The sequence below is a fragment of the Candidatus Bealeia paramacronuclearis genome, from assembly GCF_035607555.1.
Lineage (GTDB): Bacteria > Pseudomonadota > Alphaproteobacteria > UBA9655 > UBA9655 > Bealeia > Bealeia paramacronuclearis.
Genome location: NZ_JAVHWZ010000001.1, coordinates 876,724 through 898,470, shown reverse-complemented (window position 1 = coordinate 898,470; position 21,747 = coordinate 876,724). Strand labels below are relative to the sequence as shown.

General features: G+C 43.0%; 17 protein-coding genes and 1 pseudogene. 12 read left to right on the top strand and 6 right to left on the bottom strand.

What is annotated here, in order from left to right; all coding sequences use genetic code 11:
* The first annotated feature begins 1 nt into the window (after position 1).
* The 6 genes from Bealeia2_RS04520 to Bealeia2_RS04495 all read left to right on the top strand — a co-directional run bounded on the left by Bealeia2_RS04520 (position 2) and on the right by Bealeia2_RS04495 (position 6,660).
* A complete protein-coding gene (locus Bealeia2_RS04520) occupies positions 2-610 on the top strand; it encodes a FliH/SctL family protein (protein WP_331255918.1) in 609 nt (202 codons plus the stop codon).
* Between the two features lie 487 nt (positions 611-1,097).
* A complete protein-coding gene (gene fliN, locus Bealeia2_RS04515) occupies positions 1,098-1,364 on the top strand; it encodes a flagellar motor switch protein FliN (protein WP_414437845.1) in 267 nt (88 codons plus the stop codon).
* 64 nt (positions 1,365-1,428) lie between these two features.
* Positions 1,429-2,757 (top strand): sigma-54-dependent transcriptional regulator, encoded by a 1,329-nt coding sequence (locus Bealeia2_RS04510; protein ID WP_331255916.1) that lies wholly within the window; start codon positions 1,429-1,431, stop codon positions 2,755-2,757.
* 14 nt (positions 2,758-2,771) lie between these two features.
* Positions 2,772-4,892, top strand: a complete 2,121-nt coding sequence (gene flhA, locus Bealeia2_RS04505) for a flagellar biosynthesis protein FlhA (protein WP_331255915.1) — start codon at positions 2,772-2,774, stop codon at positions 4,890-4,892.
* 14 nt (positions 4,893-4,906) lie between these two features.
* The gene (locus tag Bealeia2_RS04500; RefSeq protein WP_331255914.1) at positions 4,907-5,881 is read left to right on the top strand and encodes a flagellar biosynthesis protein FlhF; all 975 of its coding nucleotides are present in this window, start codon (positions 4,907-4,909) and stop codon (positions 5,879-5,881) included.
* Complete coding sequence (locus tag Bealeia2_RS04495; RefSeq protein ID WP_331255913.1) at positions 5,881-6,660, top strand: nucleotide-binding protein; 780 nt, start codon at positions 5,881-5,883, stop codon at positions 6,658-6,660. Before Bealeia2_RS04500 ends, Bealeia2_RS04495 begins: the two co-directional genes overlap by 1 nt.
* Before the next feature lie 269 nt (positions 6,661-6,929).
* On the opposite strand, the gene Bealeia2_RS04490 is transcribed toward Bealeia2_RS04495, so the two are convergent.
* Positions 6,930-8,261, bottom strand: a complete 1,332-nt coding sequence (locus Bealeia2_RS04490) for a M23 family metallopeptidase (protein WP_331255912.1) — start codon at positions 8,259-8,261, stop codon at positions 6,930-6,932.
* Positions 8,262-8,512: 251 nt separating this feature from the next.
* Here Bealeia2_RS04490 and Bealeia2_RS04485 point away from each other — a divergent pair, with 251 nt between their 5' ends.
* Entirely contained in the window at positions 8,513-9,157 is a 645-nt protein-coding gene (locus Bealeia2_RS04485) for a hypothetical protein (protein WP_331255911.1), read from the top strand.
* Between the two features lie 61 nt (positions 9,158-9,218).
* Here the strand turns inward: Bealeia2_RS04485 and Bealeia2_RS04480 are convergent, their stop codons facing one another.
* From Bealeia2_RS04480 to Bealeia2_RS04460, 5 genes are all read right to left on the bottom strand, one after another.
* Positions 9,219-9,770 (bottom strand): GNAT family N-acetyltransferase, encoded by a 552-nt coding sequence (locus tag Bealeia2_RS04480; RefSeq protein ID WP_331255969.1) that lies wholly within the window; start codon positions 9,768-9,770, stop codon positions 9,219-9,221.
* Positions 9,760-10,509, bottom strand: coding sequence for an HAD family hydrolase (locus tag Bealeia2_RS04475; protein ID WP_331255910.1), 750 nt, complete (start codon positions 10,507-10,509; stop codon positions 9,760-9,762). The genes Bealeia2_RS04480 and Bealeia2_RS04475 overlap by 11 nt, the downstream gene beginning before the upstream one ends.
* A gap of 464 nt (positions 10,510-10,973) precedes the next feature.
* The gene (locus tag Bealeia2_RS04470; RefSeq protein ID WP_422388038.1) at positions 10,974-11,945 is read right to left on the bottom strand and encodes an IS701 family transposase; all 972 of its coding nucleotides are present in this window, start codon (positions 11,943-11,945) and stop codon (positions 10,974-10,976) included.
* Positions 11,946-12,272: 327 nt separating this feature from the next.
* Positions 12,273-13,094, bottom strand: a complete 822-nt coding sequence (locus tag Bealeia2_RS04465) for a hypothetical protein (RefSeq protein ID WP_331255909.1) — start codon at positions 13,092-13,094, stop codon at positions 12,273-12,275.
* 491 nt (positions 13,095-13,585) lie between these two features.
* Positions 13,586-16,108: a tetratricopeptide repeat protein gene (locus Bealeia2_RS04460; protein WP_331255908.1), complete on the bottom strand. Its 2,523-nt coding sequence runs from the start codon at positions 16,106-16,108 to the stop codon at positions 13,586-13,588.
* Between the two features lie 450 nt (positions 16,109-16,558).
* On the opposite strand from Bealeia2_RS04460, the gene Bealeia2_RS04455 reads away from it, so the two are divergent.
* The 5 genes and pseudogenes from Bealeia2_RS04455 to rseP all read left to right on the top strand — a co-directional run bounded on the left by Bealeia2_RS04455 (position 16,559) and on the right by rseP (position 21,744).
* Entirely contained in the window at positions 16,559-17,551 is a 993-nt protein-coding gene (locus Bealeia2_RS04455; protein ID WP_462346301.1) for an integrase core domain-containing protein, read from the top strand.
* Positions 17,552-17,648: 97 nt separating this feature from the next.
* On the top strand, positions 17,649-18,788 hold the full coding sequence (locus tag Bealeia2_RS04450; protein ID WP_331255906.1) for a Re/Si-specific NAD(P)(+) transhydrogenase subunit alpha: 1,140 nt from the start codon (positions 17,649-17,651) through the stop codon (positions 18,786-18,788).
* A gap of 21 nt (positions 18,789-18,809) precedes the next feature.
* Positions 18,810-19,091 (top strand): annotated as a pseudogene (locus tag Bealeia2_RS04445) (proton-translocating transhydrogenase family protein); the annotation flags it as partial.
* Between the two features lie 14 nt (positions 19,092-19,105).
* Positions 19,106-20,503 (top strand): NAD(P)(+) transhydrogenase (Re/Si-specific) subunit beta, encoded by a 1,398-nt coding sequence (locus Bealeia2_RS04440; RefSeq protein ID WP_331255904.1) that lies wholly within the window; start codon positions 19,106-19,108, stop codon positions 20,501-20,503.
* Positions 20,504-20,631: 128 nt separating this feature from the next.
* Positions 20,632-21,744 carry an RIP metalloprotease RseP gene (rseP, locus tag Bealeia2_RS04435; protein WP_331255903.1) on the top strand — a complete coding sequence of 371 codons (1,113 nt, stop codon included), beginning with the start codon at positions 20,632-20,634 and terminating at the stop codon, positions 21,742-21,744.
* Positions 21,745-21,747: the final 3 nt, after the last annotated feature.

The window sequence follows — 21,747 nt, the reverse complement described above, 5'->3', positions numbered from 1 at the left end:
AATGGCCATTGCTCAAAAATTCCTCTTTGATGAAAACTTTGATGCAGGACCTCCCCCTGAAATGATTACGGCGTCTCACGCTGAAGTTTTACAACAGATCGCTCATGAAAAAGCGCTTGAGAGCGCAAAATCTATGAGCCACACATTGGCGTCCGAGCAACTCCAAATCATTGTACAAAAACTTGAAGATGTAAAATCCATCGAAGAAAGTCATTTATCTCAAATCGGAGAGGAAGCAGCAGCATTGGTCACCATTGTCATTCAAAAGCTCTTTCCCATTTTGGCACAGAAAGGGGCTTTAGAAGAAGTCAAAGCCGCATTTGAATCCGCAAGTCGTTCATTTCAAGATCAAAAGAAAATCACATTTTCAGTCCACCCAGATCTCGTTGAAGACATTAAAAACTATGTTATAGAGAAGAAATCACCAGTTTCTATAGACGTGATGGGGGATCCTTCATTGGAAATTTCGGACTGCCGATTATCTTGGGATCAGGGCGGAGTTGAGCGATATCTCAAATGGATGATACGGGAAATCATAAAAATTTTGATGTCGTCGGCAGAACCAAAACTCATTGAAGCCCTCATCAGTGAGGAGACAAGCTATGAATAAAACTCTAGTAATAGTCACAAAATTCTTTTTGATATATTTTATTTTCAGCTTCTGTTTTTTTACCCCTCAAAGCCATGCAGAAACTTCGTCTATCTGCTCGAATAATTCAAATATGACTTATGCAACGATGCAGTGCGGATCCGATGAGACAAGTACCTCTCCTCCAGCTTGCATAGCAACATGCGCGAACACCTCTCAATCCAATATTCCCTACATACCGGCGCTCACTTCAGTAAATTGTAAGTTTATTCCCGGCTCAGGAATTATCTCAACACAACAGTATTCACCCAACGTTAACTGGTCAAGATGTGAACCTATAGCAAACAAAGATCCGAAAATATCCCCCCGCACCATCACTTGCCAATAAATCAAACCAGGAGTCATTATGTCAGACGAAGAAAAACTAGAGCTACCCGAGCAAGACGAAGACACCCCCATCGACGATTCTATGCTTTTGGATGATAACGAAGAAACGGCATTAGAGCCCATGCTCACATCAACCAAGCCCGATGAACCTTTGCAGGCCATTTATGATGTGCCCGTTCAGGTTTCGGCTGTTTTGGGAAAAGCGTCTATGCAGGTGAGTCAGCTTTTGAAATTAGGACGTGGTGCCGTTGTGGAATTGGATCGCAGAGTGGGAGATGCTATTGACGTCTATGTCAATGATCGACTGGTTGCACGCGGTGAAGTCGTTATTGTGGACGATCACTTAGGCGTCACCATGACGGAAATTATTAAATCGGATAAAGCTTAACCTTTTTGAAAAAGACGTTTAAGATTGATTATAAATAATAAGACTAAATACAGGGAGTCAAAAAATGCGCGTTCTCATTGTGGGGACACTCAAGGGGCACATTTCAACGGCGGGAAAGATTGCCATGGCCCGCGGCGCTCAAATCCAGCATGTCGATGATATCGATGCCGCATTGGGGGGGCTGCGCACAGGAAAAGGCGCAGACCTTATCCTCATTGACGTCACGCTCGATGTGCCATTATTGATTCAAAAACTCACTTCGGAAAGAATTTCTATTCCTGTAATTGCCTGCGGAATTGGATCAGAAAAAGAAGAAATCTTACGCGCCATTAAAGCGGGCGCCAAAGAATATCTCCCCCTTCCCCCTGATCCTGAACTGATTGCCGCGGTTCTTGAGGCCGTTTCTCAAGACAGCACGGACTTGATCTTCAAAGATCCCAAGATGCAGCGCGTTCTTAAAATGGCAGAGCAAGTAGCCCCGAGCGAAGCCAGCATTTTAATTACGGGCGAATCCGGAACCGGTAAAGAAGTCATGGCGCGCTTTATTCATCAAAAAAGCAAACGCAACGACAAACGCTTCATCTCTGTCAATTGCGCGGCAATCCCTGAAAATTTGCTCGAATCTGAACTCTTTGGACATGAAAAAGGGGCTTTCACGGGTGCAGTTGCACGACGGCTTGGAAAATTCGAAGAAGCCAATGGTGGAACGCTTCTTTTGGATGAGATCAGCGAAATGCATGTTCGTCTTCAAGCCAAACTTTTGCGGGCCATTCAAGAGCGAGAAATTGATCGCGTCGGCGGAAATCATCCCGTTAAAGTCGACATCAGACTTTTGGCGACAAGCAACCGAGACCTTCTCCAGGCTGTTAAAAATGGAGAATTCCGGGAAGACCTCTATTTTCGTCTGAATGTCATTAATATTGAAATTCCTCCTTTACGGGAACGTCCTCAAGACATCCTCACTTTGGCAGAATATTTTGTGGGCAAATACTCAGAATCTAACGGCATCATCAAACGTCAATTTTCCAATGAGGCTCTTCGTGCCATTACTGAAAATCACTGGACAGGCAACGTTCGAGAACTTGAAAACACAATGCATCGTGCTGTTCTTTTAGCGCAAGGTGAGGCCATCGAAGTTGAAGATATTTTTGGGTTTACCTCCGCTTCCAAAAGCGCCACGTCAAAAACGACTTCCAATGGCCTTGTGGGCCGGACAATGGAAGATGTGGAGCGAGAAATGATTTTAGGAACGTTGGATCATTGCCTTGGAAACCGGACGCAAGCCGCTAAAATTTTAGGGATCTCAATCCGAACGTTGCGAAATAAGCTCAATGAATATTCCGCAAAGGGTATGACGCCCAAAAGTGCAAATGCCTATAAAGCTGTTGGATAAACGAGGTCAAAAACATGGCTCAGGGGCAACTCCCCGCATTTAATTTTCCAGACATTGCAACCTTTGGCCTGAAAATGCGCCGAAGCGATATTGCGTTCGCTTTGGGACTCATGGCCATTTTGGTTTTTTTGATTTTGCCAATGCCAAAATTTCTTTTAGATATTTGTTTAGCCCTTTCCATCACTTTTTCCGTCATGATTCTCATGACATCCTTGTTCATCCAAAAACCGCTCGAATTTAGCGCATTTCCGACCATTCTTTTGGTCTCAACCATGTTGCGCCTTTCACTCAATGTTGCTTCCACCCGTCTGATTTTGGCAGACGGAAGCCAGGGACCAGGCGCTGCAGGTGAAGTTATTCGCGCCTTTGGCGGTTTCTTGATGAGCGGAAATTTCGTGATTGGTGTCATTATTTTCATGATTTTGATCACCATTAACTTTGTAGTCATCACCAAGGGCTCAGGACGTATTGCTGAAGTTGCCGCGCGGTTTAGTTTGGATTCCATGCCTGGAAAACAAATGGCCGTAGATGCGGATTTATCAGCGGGAATTATCAACGAGCAAGAGGCAAAAAAAAGACGCAAAGAACTTGAGGAAGAAACGAACTTTTACGGATCCATGGATGGTGCCGCTAAGTTTGTGCGCGGGGATGCCATCGCCGGCCTTATCATCACCTTCATTAATATCGTGGGCGGTATTTTAATTGGGGTCATGCAAGGGGGGATGACTTTTTCAGAAGCTCTTCACACCTATTCCCTCCTCACCGTAGGAGACGGTCTTGTTACCCAAATCCCTGCTCTCATTATTTCAACTGCGGCAGGTATGCTGGTTTCCAAATCAGGAACTAGTGGCTCCACAGACAAAGCTCTTTTTTCACAACTCGGCGCTTATCCGGCGGCCTTGGGGTTAAGTTCATTTTTAATGACAGCCTTTGCCATCATCCCCGGAATACCGATGTTTCCTTTCCTCACTTTAGCTCTGATTACAGGGCTTGCGGCCTGGAAACTCACCCAAGCGCAAGAAATCAAAGACACAGAAGCTCAACGCGTTGCCACCAAATCTGGGGAAGCTGCAAAAGCCGATGGCACAAAAACAGCAGAAGAAGAAACAGTGGCATCAGCACTTCATATGGATCTCATTCGCCTTAAGTTGGGCTATGGACTTTTAAGCCTTGTAAGCGGCCCCAACGATCAACGATTAACCGATCAAATTAAGGTTCTGCGAAAACAATTGGCTACCGAAATGGGATTTGTTCTGCCTTCTGTCAGAATTATGGATAATTTGCAATTAGGCGCCAATGATTACATAATTCGCATTAAAGAAATTGAAGTGGGTCGTGGGGAATTAAGGCCACATATGTATCTTGTGATGGACCCACAAGGTCAAAACATTTCACTTCCAGGCGAGCCCACAATCGAGCCCACATTTGGCCTTCCCGCCATGTGGATTTCCGAAGATCAAAAAACAAATGCTGAAAACAAAGGTTATACCGTTGTTGATATTCCTGTCGTGGTCACAACGCACCTCACGGAAGTCATCAAAGATAATATGTCCGATCTTCTATCTTTTGCTGAAACGCAAAAACTTTTGGATGAATTGGATAAAACCCAACAAAAACTTCTCACCGATATTGTGCCCAATCAAATCAGCCAAAGTGGCATTCAACGCGTTTTACAAAATCTTTTGAACGAACGCGTCTCCATCCGAGATCTCTCGGCTGTACTCGAAGGGATTGCCGAATCTTGCGCCTTCACTCGCAATTTGGGAACCATCACCGAACATGTTCGAGCGCGCCTTTCACGCCAATTGTGTGCGGCCAATTCAGATGAAAACGGCAGCCTTCCTCTCGTGACGTTATCGCCTGCCTGGGAAGAAGCTTTCAATGACGCCCTTTTGGGCGATGGCGAAACCAAACATCTGGCCCTTTCTCCCAGCAAGGTGCAGGAATTCATGTTGCGCGTCCGAGAAATTATGGACGATTTGGCCATGCGAGGCGAAATGCCTGTGATTCTTACAGGTCAGCCCATTCGTGTGCATGTGCGCTCAATTATTGAGCGATTCCGCCCCTCAACCGTTGTGATGTCTCAAGCCGAAATTCATCCCAAAGTCAAACTGCGAAACTTGGGCCAACTTTAAAGGAGGGGTGAAAAATGAAAATAAAAACCTACACCGCACCCACTATGTCTCAAGTCATGACACTGATTCGCGACGAGTTGGGGGATGAGGCCGTAATTATTTCCTCCTTCGAAGATGAGGGGGAGGTTCGCGTCACCGCAGCCCTTGATGATCAACCTTACGAAGAGGTTGCAAATCCTGGAGAAACTCTTCAATTAGAAATTGCAAAGGCCCTTGAATATCAAGGAATCGGCAATGATCTTTCAAGTAAACTCATCGCAAGTCTCTCTCATGAAAAAACATCTTCTGAAACCTTGCTGGCCAAAGCCCTTGAAAAGCATTTCATATTCTCAGGAAAACCTCAATTTGAAGCAAGATCTTTACCTTTGCTTTTAATTGGACCTCCGGGTGTTGGAAAAACGCTTACCATTGCAAAACTGGCACTTTTGGCTGGATTTGAATCCGTACCCGTTCATGTCATTACAACAGACGTTCACAAAGCAGGTGCCCTTGAGCAAATGACCTCTTTTGCCAAAGCCCTTGCAATGACACTGGCCACGGCCAATACCACCTCTGAACTCATTAAAGAAGTAGAACGCGCACCGCGCGGAAGTTTTCTTTTGATCGATACGCCGGGCTGTAATCCTTTTTGCGAACAGAATCTCCGCGAACTGACAGAAACTATTTTAGCCATTCGTGTCGCTCCCACTTTAGTGATTCCAGGGGGAGCTGATTTAGAAGAACAAGCGGATCTTGTGGAAGTGTTTTCTGCTATCGGCGCTACCAAAGTCATTATCACCAGAGCTGATCTCGTGCGTCGATTGGGGGGAACTTTAAGCGCCCTTCACGAGAAGAAAATGAAACTCATGGGGCTCAGCACATCGCCATTGGTGGCTGATGGACTCATGATTTTAAATCCACAAGCATTGGCAAATCTCATTTTAACCCACGGACGCGCATCTCAAGAGAAGATGAAAGTCGCAACTCAAGCGGCAGGAGGCATGAAATAATGTTACAAACAGAATCCAAAAACCACGCCCCCGTCCAAGCACCTCTTGAGAAAAATATCTGCCTTGTAGCCTCTGGAAAAGGCGGCGTAGGAAAAACATGGTTTTCAATCACTCTTTGCCAAGCCTTAGCTCAATCTGGGAAAAAAGTCCTTCTTTTTGATGGAGACTTAGGTCTTGCTAATGTGGACATTCAATTGGGCCTTGTTCCCAAACGCGATCTCAGCACCTTTATTGAGGGAAAATGCACTTTTGAAGAAGCTATTTCAACTTATGCTGACGGTGGATTTGATGTTTTGCCAGGCAAATCTGGATCAGGAAATCTCTCGTCATTATCACCTCAAACTTTATCCTTAGTAAAAGAAGAAATCCGGACTCATTCTCAAAAATACGATCAAATCATTGTGGATCTGGGCGCGGGCGTGGGAGGGACCGTTAAGGGACTCAGCCAAGTCGCCTCCAGATGCTTATTGGTTGTAACAGACGAACCTACTTCTTTAACAGATGGATATGCCTTCATCAAAGTCATCCTCTATCTTTATCCTTGGATGACTATCGAAATTATCGTCAATAATTCAGAAAATCCAAAAATGGGACAGAAGACTTACGATACGATGGTCAGGGCTTGCGAGAATTTTTTAAAGTTCAAACCCGGTCTTGCTGGCATAATCCGACGCGATCTCAAAATCCCTGAAAGCATCCGTCATCAAAAACCACTTTTGACGCGTTATCCCAACTCTGATGCCGCTGAAGACGTGCGGGAAATTTCAAAAAAGATTTAAAAAAAATTTAAGAGGCTATGGTCTACTCTACCAAACAAGAGAAAACCATCTAAAGGAAGACACCCATGAAAAATATAGAGTTTTTTACGTTATTGATCTTCAGCACAACGTCTTTCAGTGTTTATGCCGATGGAACTTGTGATAGTCAAGGCCAGTGCCCAAGTGGACAAAAATGTTGTTTTTCCCAATATATTAACGCATGTGTCGATATTAATACTCCTTGCCCTCCTCCATTTTAATTATCAATAGATCTTAAAGACAAAGAAAGACTACCCATCAATCATCGGGCTTTTTTTCGCAGGCAGGTTTTTGGCCATAGCGTCGATTTTCTTTTTCTGATCCTGGAAGGCTTTGAGTTTTGATCCTGAAAGCTTATGAGATCCCATTTGAGTATGTTTTGTAGGATTCACATGCTTTCCATGCTTAATGAGCTCGTAATGAAGATGAGGGCCTGTAGAATTTCCAGTTGTTCCCACATATCCAATAACTTGACCTTGTTTAACACGCGCACCTGCTTTGATCCCTTTGGCATATTTACTTAAATGGGCATAGGCCGTTTTGGTCGCTCCATCATGGCGTAAGAGAATATAATTACCATACCCTCCATAACGCGAGGCCCGCTCCACAACGCCGTCTGCAGCTGCCATAAAGGGAGTCCCGCTTGGCGCACCAAAGTCCACGCCTTTATGTACTTTTGTAAATCCATGAATGGGGTGTTTCCGCGTGCCAAATCCTGACGTCAAACGGGCACCATCAATGGGGGTTTTGAGAAAGGCTTTTTTGATACTCTCGCCTTTGGAGGTAAAATATTCGGGATTACCGCCCTGAGGCTGAAAGCGATAAACTTGATAGGGTTTACCACCGATGACCACATTGGCATAAACCAATTCCCCAGGTCGCTCAATTCCCGCTTCTTTGTCCACATAGCTATCATAAACAAGCTCAAACGTGTCCCCCCGTTGAATGTCACGCTGAAAATCAACGTCATAACTAAGAACACGAATCATATCGTGAAGCATCTTTGGGGAGGCACCGGCCTTAAGGGCGTCTGAATACAAACTAATGTTAATTTTTCCTTCCACACGAGCATACTCGTGTTCCAATTGTCTTTGCGTTTTCTCAACGGCAAAAAGTCCTTCTGAAGTTCGTTTAAGCTCAACATTGTGGTCAATATCTGGCTGAAGTTGAAGAAATTTGAGATGATAATTATCGTCCTTATCGGAACTTTCATAAATGACATAAACCTCTTGTCCCACTTTTAAATCCCGCGGATTAAAAACGGACGAAAGGGCTTGAACGGCATCGTGCGCCTCAATCTTCGAAATCCCGAGGCGCGCTAAAAGCGACATCATTGTATCCCCAGCCGTGATTCGGAGAGTTTCATCATAGGGCCCCTCCTCAACTTCTGCGACTTCGATTTGTTCTGGAGGAAGAACCTCTGCTACAGTTTCAGGTAATGACGGCTGAGATTGAGGGGCTGTAGCAATGACTTGGGAGGAGTGGGATGCAGGAAGCCTCCAGAAGGAGTATCCAAATGCTAATATATAGGCAAAGACCAGCATACTTAAGGAGACGAGTAATAAACGAAAATTCTGTTTCATTAACCCCTCCTTCTCTTCCCTCTGACATGATCCACCTTTAAAATGCAGATTTGAATCCTCCCTGTCAAGGCTAGTGGAAGAGCTCTAATGGACAACGAATGATACTCATAACCTATCTCTTTTAAAAGCATCATAGCAGTCATGTATATTTTACATAAAGAAAAATATTGAAAATACGGATTGCTCTTAATATGTAAAAAACAGGATGAAAATCCTATTTTTTAAAAATTAACATTATCAAGGACAAACAAATGAAAAAATTTTATTTAATCATGAGCTCACTTTTGATCTCAACACAATTAAATGCCGTTGGCTTTAATTTTGAAAATCCTTTATCAGAGGAAAATAAGCAATTCACATGGAAAGCGTATCGTGCGACTTGTAAAGCGCATGAAAATGAAAAAAAGTCAGTTCAACCTTCTATCAATTTTGAGCTCAAAATCCTATCATTTAAGCAAAATGAATTGAGATCTAAACTTTCTGGGTTATCGGAAGAAATTAAAACTAAGAATTTCTGGGGAACTACCGTTAACGCAAAAGAGTTTCTTGGACAAAACTATGACGGGAAAAAAGATCTTGATACCGCGACAAAACTGGATACAGATTATCAGGATTTCATTCAGAGATTTAACATAATTGAAGAGAAAGAACAAAAACTCAAAAATGGTGAGACGATCTTCCCTGAATTGGGGGATATGAAACTTGTTTCTCTGAACCAAGCAAAGGCAATTTTAAGGTCCTTGGTGAATGAACAGAAATCCCTCACATCTGACGACGCAATTTCAAAGTATATGGCTCTCATAAAATTGGGTTTTGATAACGAATTAATAGAAAAACTCATAACAAAATATGAAAAAATGATTGAAGCTTATCCAGTCGCAGATTGCGGAAAATAAGCCTTATTATTTTTAATAACATCAGAGAAGGTGCCCAAAAAGTACCTTCTCTTTTTTTGTTTCAGTTTTTCGAGAAAGATTTCCCCATTTTGACAAATTGAACGATCACACCATCGGGCAAGGGATAGTCCACAAATTGATCCCCCACATAACCGTGAGCCCTATAAAATGCTAGGCCTGGCAATGTGGACATCAATTCTGTTTCACAAAAACCTGCTTTTTTAACGGCCTCTTCACATTGAATCATCAGCCTATTGCCAAGTCCTTTGCGACCAAAATCGGGATGCACAAAAAAGGCCCTGATTTTTGCGGGATCCGTTTTGGGATCCAAATATCCGTTTTTACGAGATGCACACTTATCACTTCCAAAAAGCGTCTTACGTTGGCTCCATCCACCGCAAGCTGAAAATTTTCCATTTTCCTCAATTACATAATAAGTTTGATCGGCGATCAGTTCTGTATCCACACCAAAAACATACCGGATCAAACTGTCCACTTGCGCGTGTGTGTAGTGGTTTTGATTTAATCCCCGTGCTGAAACTTGAATAAGGGAGTTTAATTTTCTAATATCATTCAACTGCGCGGGCCTCAGGACGAATGAATCACGAGACATCAAAAGCCCCTTTGAAAAATTTTGGACTGTTTGACTGTTTTTCTAAAATGAGATAATTGGCCAAAGAATCCCAATCGGAAAACGTCTCCAGAACGCCTTTTGATTTCAGCTTTTGCGCCATCTCTCCAGGATTATCTGCAAAGTAAGTATATCCTAAAGTGGGAATATCAGCATTCACAGCAGCGCTCGCGCCAGTCACGCTATCTTCAATCGCAAAACAAAAAGCAGGGTTTGTTTCCAATTGCGTCATGGCGCGTAAATAGACATCAGGTTTCGGTTTTTGAATATCCCCTGCTTCAAAAAACGCAGTCCCAAAAAAACGCGCCAATGTCTCCCCTTCGCCATTTTGGGCATTGCGCATTGCAGCAAGTCCTCTTTGAATGGGGTTATTGGAAACAAAGGCAAACTGAAAACCTTCTTTTTGAAGCCTCTGAAGTGCCGGAATCAACCCGGGTGCCATTTCGACTTTTTCATGGCGCAATATCTCCATAATATGCCATTCGCGATCCCGATAAAGATCGCGATAATCGATTTGAATTCCAAAATGGCGGGAAAGATTTTCACATAAATTTTCACGGGCCTGACCATGAAAATGCGTTTTAAATTCCGCTAGAGTCAAGGAACGCCCAATGCGGTCCTGATACATCTCATTAAATCGCAAAATCAAAGACGGCACCGCCAAATGCTCAGTTTTCATGAGCGTATTGTCAAAATCCAAAAGAAGCCAAAATTGAGACATGAAAAAATCCATACTGTGAAATAAAGGATTGTCCCCGATTTATCTCACATCCCTAAATTTAATGCAAATCTGTCATAACGACGCCGGCATTCATAAATTGCCTTTTAAAGATCAAACAGCGCGAGAATTTTTGAGAGATTGAATTAATTGCTCTTGTTCCTCGGAGCTCGGGGCAGGATTGTTTTTCCAAAATCTTTTTTGAAATTCTCTCCCCTAATTATTAGTGACGACAGATTTCAGCTCGTGATCGCTTCTTTTTTCTTCGTGATATTTTTGTGAGAAACGGATTTTCTACAAGGCCTTAAAACGAAAACTTAAAATGGCTGATTTTGAAAATCTTTAAACAAATTTTTATGAAAGGCTCTCGATGAATTCTGATTGAAATGGTCAAGCAATTGAAAATAACTTTGCGTTGAAAATTTAACATTCACGAGTTACGCAGTTTGCAGCAAAAGGGTGGGAATCTAAGCGAAAGACATGAGTTTTGTTATTTCTCTAGAGATATCATGCTTAATAACATCCCACTGCTGCTGATAAAAAGAGAAGCCTCCAGCAAGTCGTCTTTTAAATCTTTGAATCCAAGCCGAAATGGCAAGAAATATATGATTTCTTTGGGCTCGTCCCGTGCGAGACTGACAGCGTTCAAGACCGCATGTTTGCTTTAATTCCCGATGATAAACTTCGATTTTCCAACGCGATTTCATGACCAGTTCAATATGATCACGAGAGGGATTATCCCTATTGGTTCCGATATAATCCGTGCGACCGTTTTTGGCAACAAACCGGAAAACAGTAATCCATCCATATCCGCGTAAGTGAACTTTCAGTCCTTCATCTGGAATGTCCAGCTTTTCAAGAGTTTCTCCACGATTCACTTTCCTGTTTTTCTTCAACCCCATCACCCATGTCCAGCCTATGGATTCAATGGCCTTCAGATTATTCAAGCTCGAGTACCAAGCGTCTGCAACCACGTCATCCGGATTTATCCCTCTGTCTTGAGCCAGCTTTAACATTTCCCTGAAATGGTCATTCTTGCTTTTGCCATCGCTGGCTTTATCATAAATACGATAATCAACAGGAATAGAGTCATGACTCCTCAGGCCATGCCATACCAAATTGACAAGACCTATCCCCGCAATAACATCATGGGCATTCCCAGAATACTGATAATGCACAAGCTCTATCTTCTCGCTCCGATTTTTATCCAAAATTGTATCGTCACATACTAAAAAACAAGGTTCTTTCTTGTTAATAAGAGATTGAGTAAGATTCCACACTCCGCTCGGACGCAATGCACTAGAACTCAACCATCGATTGACGCTGTCATGCGACAATGGAATCGGTGACACCTCCGAAAGTGCCAACCCTGAATAGCGCACACTGCTGGCTTGTAAAAATGAACGATAAAGTGATTTTGTGCATTTGTGTCGAGACATCATTTCTTCTCATTTAATAAATATTCCCTCTCACCTTATCTCTTCTCTCTTCTCCTGCAAACTGCGTAACTCGTGACATTTTCTCATTTTGAAATCAGCCTTGATCTGGAGTTTAATCTCTTCAGCTTCTACGGGGAGAAGTTCAGGCACAACCGCAAAGACTGTGCGATTTTGAGGGCAAAGTAGTTCTTGCTGATTGAAATGCTCTCCGTTCCCCGACCACTTTCCCCTCCAGGGGGGTTCTATGGAAGATTTTCCCAATTTTTGGAGAGTTTGCAAGGTGTTGAGATTTACGCCCAACAAACAAGGAAATGCAACCTGAAGAAATTATTTTACTGTAACGCCAAAGGGTGCAAAAATTTCTTTTCCTTTAATATTCACCTGAGCAAAAAGCTTTATGAATCCTTGAGCTTCAGGTTGTAAATGAAACTCAAGATCAGGACCTCCCCGATCTGTTGGTTTTGAAGGTTCCTCACCCATGGGATGAATATGAACAACTGTTTTCAAGTCCTCTGAAAATCCAACAATATGGGCAAATGCTCCCATGAGAGGTTCAAGATCTTTTACAGGGTTTCCTTGAGAATCAGTGACCACGATTTTTCCCATAGTGGGAGTTCCCACAGCTAAACTTTCATCTTCAAAAGAAAGTTTAAAATGGTATCCATCTTGTTGTGACTCTAAAATTGTTTTCCGATTAATGTCTGATTTTTTAACTTGCCCCAAAGTAAGGTCCGCCTCCGCGTACTCTTGAGCTTGCGTACTGATTGGCAATAGATCCGCCCACATTCTATAGTTCCCTTGTGTTTTGGGTTTCCAATCAAATTCATAAGTTCCGGGTTCTTTTAATGCCTCAGGGTGTACGTGGCTATAATCCTCAAGGGCATCATCAATAATGAGAATGTGAATTTTACGACTGTGGATTTCTTTAAGATCCTCAAGCGTTACCGGCATATTATCCTTGATTTTTGTGAGTTGAATTTGGACTCGCTTTTTAACACCTTGATCCTCTATTTTAAGAACTTTTAGTTTAATTGTGCTTTGTGGTTTTTTGTATCCTTCATGACTTTCTAAGGCTGCCTGAGCCACACCAATTTGAACGGAGGACAGTATCAAAAAAGACAAACTCCAGCACATTAATTTCTTGATCATGATGACTCTCCCTCCACAAATTTTTATAATTTTTATCAAGGTAGGCGAATCCAGTAAAAAACACAACAGCCTTCGCAATGTCTGAGAAAATCTCTGGGAAAAGAAGAATTCAATAAGTCAAGAGGATAAATCAAAAATATGAGGAAAAGTACTTATATTCATCGTCAAACATCGGGTCGTGGATAGAACGTTTGGTTGGATGTCTCATTCCAAAAGGCTTGCCCCGAATTATGAAATAATTCTAGGCAAATTTCAAAATATGATTTGTATCTCTATGGTGGAAATTATGCTTGCAAAATTCGTATGTTTTTTTCCCAGACAGTCTCTCAGCAAGAAAGCTGAGGTTTGCTAGAACCCTATATATAGGGACGCACTCAGCTCATCTCCATCCCTCCCAATTTTGTCTCACCTCTATCTGAACTCGGACAATCCAAGTTTAAGAAAGGCTTAGCCCATCGTATTTTTTATCTCTTATCCAAAACTCAGGTGCATTATTTTCCTCTTAGATTTTGTTTTTTATTGTTGTCATAATTTAAAAACATAGAAGCGTATTTAATGCCATCACTGGCTTTAATATAAAGATGAGAATTCTTTCCTACAAGTTTTTGTGCATCTTTATAATAAGTTATGGCCTCTTCATTTTTTTTCATTGACCTTGACGCATTCCCGAGACCAATGAGAGCTTGAGCGCGAAGATTGACATCTCCGTTATCTCCAAGAATTTTGAGAGCCTCTTGGTACCAGTCTGTATCAGATGTATGATCATTATCGGTGAATCGCGCATTCCCAAGACCAATGAGAGCTTGAGCGCGAAGATTGACGTCTCCCTCCTTCCCCAGAATTTTGAGAGCCTCTTGGTACCAGTCTGTATTAGATGTATGATGATTATCGGTGAATCGCGCATTCCCGAGACCTATGAGAGCTTGAGCGCGAAGATTGACATCTCCGTTATCTCCAAGAATTGTGAGAGCCTTTTGGTACCAGTCAAAGTCATGTTTATGATCATTATCGGTGAATCGCGCATTCCCAAGACCAATGAGAGCTTGAGCACGAAGATTGACATCTCCATTCTTCCCCAGAATTTTGAGAGCCTCTAGATACCAGTCAAAGTCATGTTTATGATCATTATCGGTGAATCGCGCATTCCCGAGGCCAATGAGAGCTTGAGCGCGAAGATTGACATCTCCATTATTCCCAAGGGTTTTGAGAGCCTCTTGGTACCAGTCTGTATTAGATGTATGATCATTATCGGTGAATCGTTTATTCCCGAGACCAATGAGAGCTTGAGCACGAAGATTGACATCTCCGTTATCTCCAAGCATTGCGAGAGCCTCTTGGTACCAGTCTGTATCAGATGTATGATCTTTATCGGTGAATCGCGCATTCCCGAGACCTATGAGAGCTTGAGCGCGAAGATTGACATCTCCATTCTTCCAAAGGATTTTGAGAGCCTCTTGGTACCAGTCTGTATCAGATGTATGATCATTATCGGTGAATCGCGCATTCCCAAGACCAATGAGAGCTTGAGCGCGAAGATTGACATCTCCGTTATCTCCAAGAATTTTGAGAGCCTCTTGGTACCAGTCTGCTCGTTTATGAGCAGGATTGGTGAATCGCGCATTCCCAAGACCAATGAGAGCTTGAGCACGAAGATTGACATCTCCCTCCTTCCCAAGGATTGCGAGAGCCTCTTGGTAGCAGTCTGCTCGTTTATGAGCATTATCGGTGGATCGCGCATTCCCGAGACCAATGAGAGCTTGAGCGCGAAGATTGACATCTCCCTCCTTCCCAAGGATTGCGAGAGCCTCTAGATACCAGTCAAAGTCATGTTCATGATCGTTATCGGTGAATCGCGCATTCCCAAGACCTATGATGACTTTAATTTTATCCTTTTTCGTAATATTATCATGATTAAGTGCGCGACTTAGAAGATCTGCGCCTTTCTTTTTTTGACCCAAAATGGAATAAGTAGTCCCTCCCCAAAGGAGCACTTTTGGAAAATTTCCCTCCATCTCTAAAGCTGATTTTAGATGTTGCATAACATTTTTTGTTTCATTGCGCCGATCCGCTATTTTAGCTAATCCTAAATAAGAAAAAGCTTTTTTTTCATCCGGTATGTTTTGGCTATTAGCAAGTGTTTTAAGGATTTCTTCAGCTAACCCCCACCAATTTTGTTGATTATGGCGTAATGAGGTTGCAAGCTGATAAAAAACATCTACATCAGTAGGCTTCATTTTAGAGAGCTTTTGTCTAAGCTCCCCTACTGTGCGAATGTTATGCTCTTTAAGAAAAGAAGGAATTTTATCGAACTTAACCCCATCAAAATTCGGAAGAATTTCCTTTTCGTTTATAAAATTTCCACTTTCAGAGATATAATTTTCTAAATGTTCGTGTTTTTTATTAGGATTTTTTTTCGATTGATTTGAAGAAGATCCTAATAAAGACTGCGGTTCTACCTCATTTTTTTCCGCTTTTGAATTTAAAGGTTTGCCCCAATCTCCTTTGGGTGAGAAAGAGATTGATGAAGGAGGCGAAGGAAGAGCATTCACTTTTTTCTCTTTTACGTGTTTCTTTGAGGGAGATTTTTTTATTTCTGACGATTCAAAAAGCGTCTTCCCCTTTTCTATAGACTGAGGTTTATTATCTTTAGGAGTGAAAGGATTTGCGTTCTTATTTAAATATTTTTTTTGAGAGGGTTTATTTTGATTTGCTGAAAGAAGAAAGGATCCACCTAAATGTTGAAGAGCTTGGTTTAAGAAGTTTCCATTACTTGGAACATATAGATATGCATTGCTATTTTCATCTCCATATCCACCATAGCCATACCCATGATAGCCAGAGTTCATATCTTGAGGATAATACTCATAGAAAGCATAAGGATTATAAGGATTTTCATATTCAGCGTATGAACCTCCATAGTATTCCCTGTTATTTTGAGGGGAAGGATTGCTGAGTGGATATTTAGCTTTGTCGTCTTTCCGGGGCGCAAAATGTTTTTTTTCCTCTTCGTCCATTGCATTTGCAGAGTTTCCAAGAAGCAAAACAAGACTAATTAAAGAAGAAGATAAAAAAATATGATTTCTTAAACACAACGACCTCACAAAAAAAATAAATATATTAATAAACATATAGGTATGATTTTTTTAAATTCAATATGATTTTAAGAAAAAAATCCAAAATATTTTTAATTATTTGAAATTACACATATATTTTTTATTGATCATTAATCAAAAGAGGATGCGGAAGGTTTTATGGGCTTTGCTAGACGAAGGGGTGTGATGTTTTCTGTTTTTCATGAGGTGGCTCTCCTGTCCGAGTTCAGATAGAAGTGAGACAAAACTGGGAGGGATGGAGATGAGCTGAGCGCGCCCCCAAATTGCGCTGTAGCAAAGCTCATCTCCATTGCCACACCCAACCAGGCCTCAAGAATAGGAAATCTAAAAAACCTATTGATGGAGGCCTGGATGAGGATCCACGGATTACATAAAAATAAGCATAGGCTTTATGCATATGCGCGTACACAAGACTATTTGGACGCCTATCGCAAACGGTATGAAGACGGCGTGAGGCTCTGGGAAAAGCTGAAATCTGAAAACGTTTGCGATTCCAGGTGCCAAGACATTTGCGGGATGTCTCGCGCAACTTATTATCGCCACAAGAAGATCCTGAAGGACCTTAACAAAGGGAGTGTTCCCCCTTCAAAAAAGCCACGAAATCTCAACAAACCGCGCTGGGGAGAGGCAGAGCTTCAACTTGTGAGAGTGCGCCGCGAAAATCCCACCTATGGCAAAGAGAAAATCGCCATCATTCTCAAGCGAGACCATGGGCAAATCCTGAACGAAAGCACCGTCGGCCGTATCCTGACCTCCCTCAAAAACAAGGGGCTTGTGCAAAAATCACCCTCCGCCCTGAGAACAAAAAGAAAAAGACAATTTAAAAGCCATGCAAAACCTTGGACTTTCAAGGATTATAAAACGATGACGCTTGGTGAGCGGGTTCAGATTGACCACATGACAGTCACCAAAAATGGTATCTGTTTCAAGCACTTCCAGGCTTGGGAAAGAGGCTCGAAATTTATCTATGCGAGTGTGTATGCCCATGCCAAGCGATTCTTGCTTGAGTTTGTAAAGCAGGCCCCCTTTAAAATTCAATCCATTCAAGTTGATGGAGGATCTGAATTTATGGCGGAATTTGAGGAAGCCTGTGCAGAACTTGGAATTCCGCTGAGTGTTCTGTCCTCCAAAAAGCCCACTTACAACGGCGGCGTTGAGTGGGGAAATCGTATATTCCGGGAGGAATTTTACAACCAAAACAACCTCCTGGCTGATTCCATAGCTTCTATGCGTTTTGAGCTCACCAAAGCTCTCAACAAATATAACACTTTCAGACCTCATCGCGCCTTGAAAGGCCTCACTCCTTTGCACTATATTCACTCTCATATTCTCGAGGCCTCTTGAGTCTTATTCTATATGAACTCCTACACCCCCCTTTTCCTTCTCAATCAGCTGTGATAGGTTCCCCGCCATAGAGTGTCATTATTAGGTTAAGATTAGAATGAAAATTTCCGTACTTAAAGAACGCCGGCCTTATGAATCCCGGGTTGCGGCAACGCCTGAAACAATAAAAAAGCTTGTGGCTTTAGGTCATGAGATTGTGGTGGAATCCGGCGCGGGTCTTCAAGCCGCATTTCCCGATGCGCACTATGAAGCCGCAGGCGCCACAATTGCCAAAGATATGAAAGCCGCTTTAAAGGGCGCTCAAGTGGTTCTGAAAGTCCAGCCCCCCATGAACAAAGATGAAGGTGAAGACGAGATTTCTTATCTTCCAGAAGGAAGCCTTCTCATTGGAATTTTGTCGCCTTTTAAATATACATCTCATTTAAAAACCTATGCTGAGAAAAAAATTTCAGCCTTTGGCCTTGAGTTCGTGCCTCGAATCACGCGCGCTCAAGTTATGGACGTTTTGTCTTCTCAATCGAATTTGGCGGGATATCGTGCCGTTATTGAAACGGCCACCGTTCTTCCTCGCGCATTTCCTATGATGATGACGGCCGCAGGTACCATTGCACCTGCAAAAGTTTTGATTTTGGGTGCCGGTGTTGCAGGACTTCAAGCAGTGGCCACCGCTAAAAGGTTAGGTGCAATCCCCAGCGCTTTTGATGTGAGAGCGGCAGCCAAAGAACAAGTCGAAAGCTTGGGCGGAAAATTTGTGACCGTAGACTCGGAAGAAACTGGCGAAGGTACTGGTGGATATGCCAAGGAAATGAGCGCCGATTATCAAACGCGCCAACGCGAAAAAATTCAAGAAACAATGGCAAAATCGGATATTGTCATTACAACAGCGTTAATTCCTGGAAAACCAGCACCACGCCTGATTGATAATGAGATGATTCAAAGCATGCGATCGGGATCCGTGATTCTTGATTTGGCCGTTGAAAGCGGGGGAAATGTCGAAGGCAGCGAGATCGGAAAAATCACAGAAATCCATGGCGTCAAGGTTATTGGATACCCCAATCTTCCAGGACGCATCCCCACTGATGCAAGTGCCATGTATGCCAAAAACGTCCTCAGTTTCTTAAGTCTCATGATGCCCAAGGATTCACAAGATTTCGTCATTCCTTGGGAAGATGAGATCATTCAATCAAGCGTCCTCACCAAAGACGGCGCCATTATTCACCCACAATTTAAAGCCTAAAGGAACTTTTCAATGACCGATATTTCTCCCTTTGTAATGGGCCTAACCGTCTTCATTTTGGCCGTATTTGTGGGCTATTATGTGGTCTGGAAAGTGACTCCTGCCCTTCATTCCCCATTGATGTCGGTTACTAATGCGATCTCGAGCGTTATTATTGTTGGCGCGGTTTTGGCCTTGGGATCCGCAACCGACCCCTTGGCCCAAATATTCGGTTTTATTGCCGTGGTTTTGGCGTCTATTAATATCTTCGGAGGGTTCGTTGTAACCCGCCGCATGCTTCAAATGTTTCAAAAGAAATCCTAAGTGAGGACTGAGCCGTGAATGCAAATTTTGCTGCGTTATCTTATTTAATCGCATCCGTTTTCTTTATTTTATCTCTACAAGGACTCTCGTCCGCAAAAACTGCACAAAAGGGTGCCAATTATGGCATTTTGGGAATGATTTTAGCGGTCGGTACCACATTGATGAATCCTATTGTGGGAAGCTATGGCTGGATTATCACCGGCATTATTGTAGGTGGCGTCATTGGAACAATCATTGCCAAAAAAATTCAAATGACCGCTCTTCCCCAATTGGTTGCGGCCTTCCATAGCTTGGTGGGATTATCTGCCGTTTCAGTCGCCGCTGCGGCTTTAAATGAGCCCCAAGCTTTTGGTATTGGCGCACCAGGTTTCATCCATGGCAGCAGCTTAGTTGAGATGGGATTAGGTGTTGTAATTGGGGCAATTACATTTACAGGATCCGTGGTGGCTTTTGCGAAATTGCAAGGCCTTGTGAGCGGAAATCCCCTCGTTTTTAAAGGACAACATTTTCTAAATGCTCTCATGGGAATTTTGCTCGTCATCGGTATTGCTCACTTTGCTATGACAGAATCTCACACCACATTTTGGGCTATGACATTCCTTGCATTTTTGTTGGGGCTCACTTTGATTGTACCCATTGGTGGCGCGGATATGCCCGTAGTCATTTCCATGCTCAATTCCTATTCCGGATGGGCAGCTGCAGGAATTGGATTCACCCTTAACAATAGCCTTTTGATTATCACAGGCGCACTTGTGGGATCCTCGGGTGCGATTTTGAGCTATATCATGTGTAAGGGCATGAACCGCAGTATCTTTAATATTATCCTTGGTGGATTTGGCACTGAAGCCCAAACCGGGGGCCCCGGTGGCGCCACCACAGACAAACCGGTAAAATCTGGAAGTTCGGAAGATGCCGCCTTTATTATGAAGAATGCAAAATCTCTTATTATTGTTCCTGGTTATGGAATGGCGGTGGCTCAAGCACAGCACGCTCTGCGAGAGATGTCAGATATTTTAAAAGCAGAAGGCGTTGACGTTCGCTATGCCATTCATCCCGTCGCCGGTCGTATGCCTGGTCATATGAACGTACTTTTAGCCGAAGCTAATGTTCCTTATGAAGACGTTTTGGAACTTGAGGAAATCAACAGAGATTTTGGAACAACTGATGTGGCGTTTGTGATTGGCGCCAATGACGTGACCAATCCAGCCGCTAAAACCGATCCTTCAAGCCCCATCTTTGGCATGCCTATTTTAGACGTTGAAAATGCAAGAACAGTTCTTTTCGTCAAACGCTCCATGTCCCCTGGTTATGCAGGCGTCGATAATACACTTTTTTATAATGACAATACCATGATGCTTTTTGGAGATGCAAAAAAGATGTGTGAAGAAATCATTAAATCCCTAGAGGAGTGACGCGTCCCCTTTCCACGCCTGATGTGAAATTCTGACAAAACTTAAAAAAGGATTAAAATCTCCATTGTCAGGGTGACATAAGATCGGTACAAATAGTGCGGTCTAAAAATTCACATAAGAGGGGCGACATGGAAGTCATTGCAAGTTTAGGGTGGTATTTAATTCCTTTCCTGGTTGTTTTATCGGTGCTTGTCTTTGTCCATGAACTTGGCCACTACTTAGTTGCACGGTGGAATGGCGTGGGTATTGACGTCTTCTCCATCGGTTTTGGACCTGAAGTTTTTGGGTGGACCGACAAGGTGGGAACACGCTGGAAAGTCAGCTGGGTGCCCTTAGGCGGATACGTCAAAATGGTGGGCGATGCCGATGCGGCCAGCACACCAGATCACGAACAACTCCAAAACCTCAGCGATGAACTTAAAGCCAAATCTCTGCATCATAAATCCGTAGGCGCCCGCCTTGCAGTTTCTGCGGCAGGGCCGGCAGCTAATTATATTTTTGCGGTCATCGTTTTGGCTATGATGTTTGTAACTGTTGGACAACGCTTTACATCTCCTGTCATCGAAGGCGTTCAACCCGAGAGTGCTGCTGCACATGCAGGACTTCAAACCGGCGATCGTATTGTAAAAATTGGAACCTCTGAAATCACCCGTTTTGAAGATCTCCAAGCCATTGTTCATGATAATCCTGGTCATCCTCTTGAAATTACATTTGAGCGAAATGGTGCACAGCAGACCCTCGCAATCACACCCAAACTTTCAGAAATCACAGACAATTTTGGAACGATTCACAAGGTGGGGCTTTTGGGCGTGATTGGAAACAAGGCTGAATTTATTCAACGCGGACCTATTGCTGCCATCGGATATGCTATTCAAGAAACCGGCGACATTACCTGGCAAACCCTCAAAGGCTTGGGTCAAGTTATTATGGGCATGAAATCAGCTGATGGTTTGGGAGGCCCTTTACGGATTGCCCAAATGTCGGGAGAAGTTGCTCAAAATGGAATGGTCTCCTTGATTTGGTTTATGGCCCTTCTTTCCATTAATTTGGGATTGTTGAACTTGTTCCCAATCCCTATGCTCGATGGAGGACATTTGTTTTTCTACACCATCGAGGCCATCCGCGGAAAACCCGTTTCAGAAAAAGCCCAGGAGTGGGGTTTCCGATTTGGCTTTGCGCTTCTCATCTCCTTAATGCTTTTTGCAACTTGGAACGACATTCATCATATTTTCTTCAAATAAAAA